Here is a 3,435-nt window from a genome sequence, read left to right on the forward strand (position 1 = left end):
GTTTTCGTACTTTTCTTGGTCATCAACCCCTCCTTCGTTAATGAAACAGTGATGATAACCAGTTACACACTTAATCTTACAGGCCCCCCACCGGGCCAGAATTGGTCCGAGGCTTGACCGCCTATTTCGGCTTTTACAATGAACAGCGGCCGCATCAGGCTCATGCGTACCGAACCCCGGCGGAAATCTATCACCACCCACATTCATGAAAACACGTAGGTATAGGCCATCTTATTTGTCTTCATTTCCTGTCTTGACATTGGAGTCCACTATACCCCGTGGCGTGCTGATAGGCACGAAGAATGGTTGTATCAAGCATGAGCCACTCCGTGTCGGCGTCCACCGCCAGGGTATTGAAAATCATTTGCCCAATCCCCGCTTTGGCCCACCTGGTGAACGCCAGACCAGGGGCCATACTCGCGAGGCAGGGAACGCCAAGGCGCCCCCGTCCGCCCGATCCACATTACCGCCTCGAGAAAGCGCCGATTGTCGCCCGTGCGGCCTATATCGCTGGCTTTGCCAGGCAGGGAATCTTTAATGCGATCCCACTGATCCTCTCGTAAGGCCTTTGCGTAATCCATGAGAACCTCCTTGTTGAGGAGATTCTCGCTCAAATTTCGCTAAATGTCGACAGGACCTAGTGAAGCGTTCACGGCGGTGCTCAAAGCGCATCACGTGATGATCAGCATGGACGGGCAAGGGGTGGGTCGATAATGTCGTTGTCGAACGACTGTGGGCAGCGTGAAGATATGAAGATGTGTAATTGATGGCGTATGAGACGCCAGCGGCACTGCGGGCTGGCTTGACGGCCTATTTCAGGTTCTATAATACTGAGCGGAGACATCAACGTTAAATCGACAGACACCCGATGCCGTGTATTTTGGAGCTGTACCCGTGGAGCAGGTCGCATGATGACACGCAGAAATTTCACTTGCCCAGCTGTCCAAAAATCGAGGTCCACTTCTGTCTTTGATGGCTATCACTAATTATGTGCAAGGCATGAGACCTAGGAATGTCTGCCCTTTCAGCCCGCAACTGGATAGGATATTCCTGGCTGTTCCAGGGAGACCCAAAGGGATACAATCCCTCTATTGAAGGATTTTTGCACTATAGGCCCTCCACTCCTGGTCACTGGCCGGGATCTGAGATTTCCGGATGTTCCCCAAGAAATTTCGTCAACTGATGGATCTCGCTTATCATAACATGCTGCGAGTGGGTCGATTTTTTTTGCAAAACCGAGCCGACCGAATCCAGTGAGTTCCCCACGCCGATTTGCTGATAGGGGTCAATTTGGAAAAGTATTTGACCGAAAATTTGTTGGTGAAAATGGACAGGGCTAGTATGCTGGCATCTTTGGAGGTGAGCGTGGCCCATATCGAGGAAACAATCACGGATCGAGTGCTTTATCTTTCAGCCGATTGTAAATTCGTCGATGGAAAACTGATGGCACTATTGAACCATCACGCAAGTGCCTATTGTCTCCCATCGTCTGAAGTTGGACCAATCAGGGGTTCGACGTGCCTTTTTCCGAGTGGTTGGTTGCCCATGGAAACTGGCCGTGGAAACCGCCTTGGAGTGCCGGGAGGAACATAGGGATATTTTTCAGTTTCCTATTTCCGTTGACTGAAGAGGCAGAATGAACGTTATCGTAATAGCAGGTGATTCCTAGGGAATCCTTTTATTTTATTGACGTGGGATGAATTGATAGATTTCGATATGAAACTTGTTATTGTGAATGCCCCAACCTATGAATATGCGTTGGGGAATCCTCAAAGAATCGGTGGTGCTGAACGTCAACAATGGCTGCTAGCGCAGGCCCTTGTGAAAGCGGGTTGGTCTGTCACGATTGGAGTGCGGGAGGGATTGCAGGCCCAAGAATGTGATGAAATTGAGGGTGTAAAGTTTGTCGGCATTGGCGCCGGTCAATTTTTATGGAGTTGCTATAGATTGCTTTGCTCCGAGAAACCGGACTGGTGGTATTGGAGAGCCGCCGATCATTTATGGGGACCTGCCGTTGAGATTGCGAAACTGGCGGGAGTACGGACCATATTTGCCGCGGCATTCGATACCGATGTGGAACCTTCCTGCGCCATGTTTCGCAGACGGAGATGGTGGCCGTTATTTGCCTGGGGTCTTTTTCGTGCCGATAAAATTTTCGTCCAACACCATGGTCAGTTGATCAGATTAGTGCCAGCATTTAAAAAAAAGGCTCATGTTGTTTCCAGCTGTGCGGGTGAACTTCTTCCTGGTCCACCGCATGCCGAACGTAAGGGGTATATTGCCTGGGTAGGAACGCTTCGCCGGCCAAAACGGGCAGATTTGTTGATTGAAATTGCGAAACAAATGCCCAAAGTACATTTTATTGTTTGCGGTGGGTCAAGCACATTTCAAGTATCTGAAGATTATGGAAAGAAAATTATTAATGTATTGAACGTCTTGCCAAATGTGACATATCTGGGAAAAGTGCCACCAATCAAGACCCAAAAAATTATTGCCGAGGCAAATCTTCTGCTATCGACTGCAGATGGAGAAGGGTTTCCGAATACCTTCCTTGAAGCGTGGGGAAGCGGGACTCCTGTGGTAAGTTTATCGATTGATCCTGATGCGGTGATTTGTCGATATGGGCTTGGGGTAGTAACGAACAAAATGGATCAAATGGTGATGGAAATTAAGAAGCTTATGGCCTCCCCACAGACTCGAGATGAAATGGGTGCCAAAGGAAGACAGCATATTCAAAAGTATCACAGTGAAGGTGCGGTCATACGAATGTTTGAATCAGCGATTGGATAGGTTTGCTTCTGATTCCGACAGGGCATGAAATGTAAGTGCTAGGATTTAATCTGACAGTCAGCGAGAGTCCTTTGAACCCGGGAGACTCGGAGAAAGGACGACTGAAGATGACCACGGAACAAAAGATCATCAAGACGAAAGTAGGGTTGTTAGAGCTGGGCAAGCAATTGGGCAACGTCTCGAAAGCCTGTCAGATGATAGGCTACAGTCGAGACAGCTTTTATCGGTTTAAAGAACTCTACGAGACCGGCGGCGAAGCTGCCTTGGAAGAGATTGCTCGACGGAAGCCGATTCTGAAGAATCGAGTGGCTCCTAAGGTTGAAGAAACCTTGGTGGTCTTCCCCCGAATTTACGGACACATCTAAAAAGTCGCATACTAGGCGAGGAGGTGTGTCATGGAGAAACGGAGAACGTACAGTCAGGAGTTTAAGCAGGAAGCGATCCAACTGACCCGGCAGGCGGGAGGAGCCATCACCCATGTGGCGAGGGATTTGGGCCTTAATGCAGCCATGTTGGGCCGGTGGTGTCGGGAGGCGAAGCAGCGAGGCTCGAAAGCCTTTCCCGGAACTGGGACGCCTCATGACCAAGAAGTGGCTCGTCTCAAACGCGAATTGGCCCTCGTCACCCGAGAGCGGGATTTTTTAA

Annotated in this window: 2 protein-coding genes and 3 pseudogenes; 4 read left to right on the forward strand and 1 reads right to left on the reverse strand. The window is 49.7% G+C overall.

What is annotated here, in order from left to right; all coding sequences use genetic code 11:
• Window positions 1–95 precede the first annotated feature (95 nt).
• Window positions 96–209, forward strand: a pseudogene (locus tag H6750_21555) (transposase).
• Between the two features lie 50 nt (window positions 210–259).
• Here the strand turns inward: H6750_21555 and H6750_21560 are convergent.
• A pseudogene (locus H6750_21560) lies at window positions 260–581 on the reverse strand (transposase).
• A gap of 1,135 nt (window positions 582–1,716) precedes the next feature.
• On the opposite strand from H6750_21560, the gene H6750_21565 reads away from it, so the two are divergent.
• The 3 genes and pseudogenes from H6750_21565 to H6750_21575 all read left to right on the forward strand — a co-directional run.
• Window positions 1,717–2,790 (forward strand): glycosyltransferase family 4 protein, encoded by a 1,074-nt coding sequence (locus H6750_21565; GenBank protein ID MCB9776898.1) that lies wholly within the window; start codon window positions 1,717–1,719, stop codon window positions 2,788–2,790.
• 107 nt (window positions 2,791–2,897) lie between these two features.
• Window positions 2,898–3,125, forward strand: a pseudogene (locus H6750_21570) (helix-turn-helix domain-containing protein).
• Window positions 3,126–3,185: 60 nt separating this feature from the next.
• Window positions 3,186–3,435: transposase (locus H6750_21575; GenBank protein ID MCB9776899.1), on the forward strand; the 250-nt coding region annotated here is incomplete at its 3' end.

It is taken from the genome of Nitrospiraceae bacterium (assembly GCA_020632595.1).
In the GTDB taxonomy this organism is placed as follows: Bacteria; Nitrospirota; Nitrospiria; order Nitrospirales; family UBA8639; genus Nitrospira_E.